Source organism: Streptomyces sp. NPDC059853 (genome assembly GCF_042731495.1).
Lineage (GTDB): Bacteria > Actinomycetota > Actinomycetes > Streptomycetales > Streptomycetaceae > Streptomyces.
The window spans coordinates 1-3,156 of record NZ_JBHWJL010000295.1 but is presented as its reverse complement, the minus strand read 5'-3'; the positions used below and the strand labels follow the sequence as shown (position 1 = coordinate 3,156).

General features: G+C 75.9%; 3 protein-coding genes. All 3 read right to left on the bottom strand.

Annotated elements, in window-relative coordinates:
- Window positions 1-213: 213 nt before the first annotated feature.
- Window positions 214-1,497 carry an SGNH/GDSL hydrolase family protein gene (locus ACFV5N_RS23090; RefSeq protein ID WP_385603042.1) on the bottom strand — a complete coding sequence of 428 codons (1,284 nt, stop codon included), beginning with the start codon at window positions 1,495-1,497 and terminating at the stop codon, window positions 214-216.
- Complete coding sequence (locus ACFV5N_RS23085) at window positions 1,494-2,897, bottom strand: SGNH/GDSL hydrolase family protein (RefSeq protein ID WP_385603039.1); 1,404 nt, start codon at window positions 2,895-2,897, stop codon at window positions 1,494-1,496. Before ACFV5N_RS23085 ends, ACFV5N_RS23090 begins: the two co-directional genes overlap by 4 nt.
- A partial coding sequence (locus ACFV5N_RS23080; RefSeq protein ID WP_385603036.1) for a GMC oxidoreductase occupies window positions 2,894-3,156 on the bottom strand: 263 nt, incomplete at its 5' end. The genes ACFV5N_RS23080 and ACFV5N_RS23085, both read right to left, overlap by 4 nt.

The following is a 3,156-nucleotide window of genomic DNA, read 5'->3' as shown; positions in this document are numbered from 1 at the left end:
GTCGATCCGGTGGGCCGGGGCGGGCGTGCGCCCCCGGGGGCTGTACCCCGGGCCCGCGGGGGGGGGGGGGGCGGCCCCCCCGGCGGCCCCCGGGCGGGGGCGGTGGGCGCGGGCCGGGTGAGCGGCCTGGTGGTGTCCATGCAGCCAGGCTAGGAAAGCCGGTGGCTCACCGTAATGATGCGAGCACCCGGGCCGTACTGCGGACTTCCGCACTCAGCCGAGGGTGCAGTCCTCCCGTTCGCCCAGGGCGCCCCTCACCTGCGGTCCCACCGACAGGCAGCTCAGATCGACGGCCTCGGCGAGCGCCCGGTAGCCCGCGTCGTTCGGATGCAGACCGTCACCGGAGGCGTAGGCCGGGTCGAGCCGCACCGGGTCGGCGGCGTCGCGCCACACCACGTCCGCGTCGAGGATGCCGTCGAAGCCGCTCTCGTCGCGGATCCAGGCGTTGAGGGTCTGCCGCATGGCCTCGCCCTCCGCGGTCCACTCGGCGGCGTCGCGGAACGGCGGCAGGGTGGCGCCGATGATGCGCAGCCCGTGCTCGTGCGCGCGGTCGATGATGGTCCGGTAGGCGTCGATGACCTCCTCGGCGGTGGGCGCCTCGTCGGGGAAGTAGGCGGCGCCCAGGATGTCGTTGAGCCCTTCGAGCCAGATGACGTCGCGGACCCCGGGCTGGGTGAGCACGTCCTGGTCGAAGCGGCCGAGCGCGCCGACGCTGCCGTACTCGGTGTCGTTGATGACCTGGTTGGCGCCGATGCCGGTGTTCAGGACGCCGACCTCGCCGCCGAGCCGGCGGGCCAGCACGCTCGGGTAGGAGCGGGCGGCGTCCAGGGTGGAGCCGACGCCGTCGGTGAGCGAGTCGCCGAAGGCGACCACCGAGCCGGGGTCGCCGTCGGTGGCCACCTCCAGGGCGCTGACGAAGAAGAACGAGGTGGTGGTGGCCGGGAACTGCGCCGCCGTCACCTTCTTCCGGTGGTCGCCGGGTTCCGACAGATGGACGGTGCGGTTGGCGAGCCGGTGCCAGGTGGTGGGGCCGGTCGGCCCGGCCACGTAGAGGCTGGCGATCACGTCCGTGTCCGGGCGCACCGTGAAGGCGACCGGGTCGCTGGTGACCTCCTCGCCCGCCGGGATGGTGACCGAGGCGGCGCCGCCGAAGGTGACGTCGGTGCTGCTGCCGGGCGCGATCCCGCCGGTGCCGCGCGGCCGGGCCACCGACAGGGCGTCCACGGTGAGCGGCCCGCTGCCGTACACGTTGGACAGCCGGACCCGGATCTGCTCCCCGCCCGTGCTGGCCCGCAGCGGCTGGCGGATCGTCCGGTTCTCGAAGCCCTCGGCGGAGATCCCGGCGGCGAACGGCACGGTGGGCGCGGCGGACCAGGTGCCGGTCCAGGCGGCGGCCGCGGGCTGGGGCCGGTCGTCTGCGGTGTGCGCGGTGGCGGCCGTCGGCGCCAGCAGGGCGGCCAGGGCGAGGGCGAGTGGTGCGGCGCTGCGGATGCTCATGGACGGACTCCGGAGGTCGAGGGGGACGGGGGAGTGCAGTCCCTGCGCTCCCCGGCGGTCGGTGCGGAGCCGGCCCCGGGCCCGACGGACAGGCAGCCGAGGTCGATGGCTCCGGCCAGCGCGGCGTACCCGGCGTCGTTCGGGTGCAGCCGGTCGCCGGTGTCGTAGGCGGGGTGGAGCGCGGACGGGTCGGCGGGGTCGCGCCACAGCCGGTCGAGGTCGATGACCCCGTCGAAGCCGCTCTCCTCCCGGATCCAGGTGTTGAGGGTCTGCCGCATCTCCTCGCGCTCCTCGGTGAACTCCGGCACCCCGCGGAACGGGCCGAGCGTCCCGCCGATGATCCGCAGCCCCCGGGCGTGCGCGCGGTCGGTCAGCTCCTGGTAGGCGGCGATGACCTCGTCGGCGGTGGGCGCGTCGTCGGGGAAGTAGTGGGCGCCGAGGATGTCGTTGATGCCCTGGATGAACAGCACGTCGCGGACCCCGGGCTGGCCCAGCACGTCGCGGTCGAACCGGCCGAGCGCGCCGACGCTGCCGTGCACGGTGTCGTTGATGACCTGGTTGGCGCCGATGCCGGCGTTCAGCACGCCCACCTCGCCGCCGAGCCGCCGGGCCAGCACGCTCGGATAGGAGCGGGCCGCGTCCCGGGTGGAGCCCACCCCGTCCGTGTGCGAGGCGCCGATCGCCACCACCGTGCCCGGGTCGCCGTCGGTGGCGACCTCAAGACCCGTGACGAAGAAGAACGAATTCAAGGTGGTGGGGAAGGCGGTGGCGGTCGTGTCCTCGCGGCGGTCGCCGGAGCCGGGGGCCGAGACGTACACCGTGCGGTTGGCGAGCCGGTGCCAGGTGGTGGGCCCGGTCGGCTCGCCCACATGGAGACTCGCGATCACATCGGTGTCCGGGCGCACCCGGAACGCCACCGGGTCGCTGAGCACCTCGGCGCCCGCCGGAACGGTGACCGAGGCGGCGCCGCCGAAGGTGACACCGGTGCTGCTGCCCGGCCGGATGCCGCCCCGCCCCCGGGGGAGCGCCACCGACAGCGCCTCGACGGTGAGCGGCCCGCTGCCGTACACGTTGGACAGCCGCAGCCGGATCCACTCGCCGCCGCGCGTCGCCCGCAGCGGCTGCCGGATCGTCTGGTCCGCGAACCCCTCGGCGGAGGGTCCGCTGCTGTGCGGCAGGGTGGGCGCCGTCGCCCAGCTGCCCGTCCACGATCCGCCGGGGCCCGGTGGCGGGCCGCCGGCCCGTGCCGTGCCCGTCGTGAGCGGGGCCAGCAGCGCGGCGAGCAGCACGCCGGTCAGCGCCGCGGCCCGTAACCGGCGCGCTCCGCCGCCGCGCCGGGCGCGTATCCGGCCGGGGGGACGGGGGCGACGGGCCCGGGAGGCACGGGGGATGCGGGTCATGTGGCGGTCTCCATTTCCCGGCGCCGCACCGGGCGGCTGCCGATGAGGTGGGCGGCGCGCAGCCCGACCACGATGGCCGGTGCGCAGGTGTGGCCCCGGATGATGTGCGGGATGACCGAGGCGTCCGCGATCCGCAGCCCTTCCACCCCGCGCACCCGCAGCTCCGGGTCGACGACCGAGGCCGGGTCGCGGCCCATCCGGCGCTGCGGCACCGCGAGGACCCGCCGCGTCGACCGAGGCGCGGCCACGGCGCGCGGCA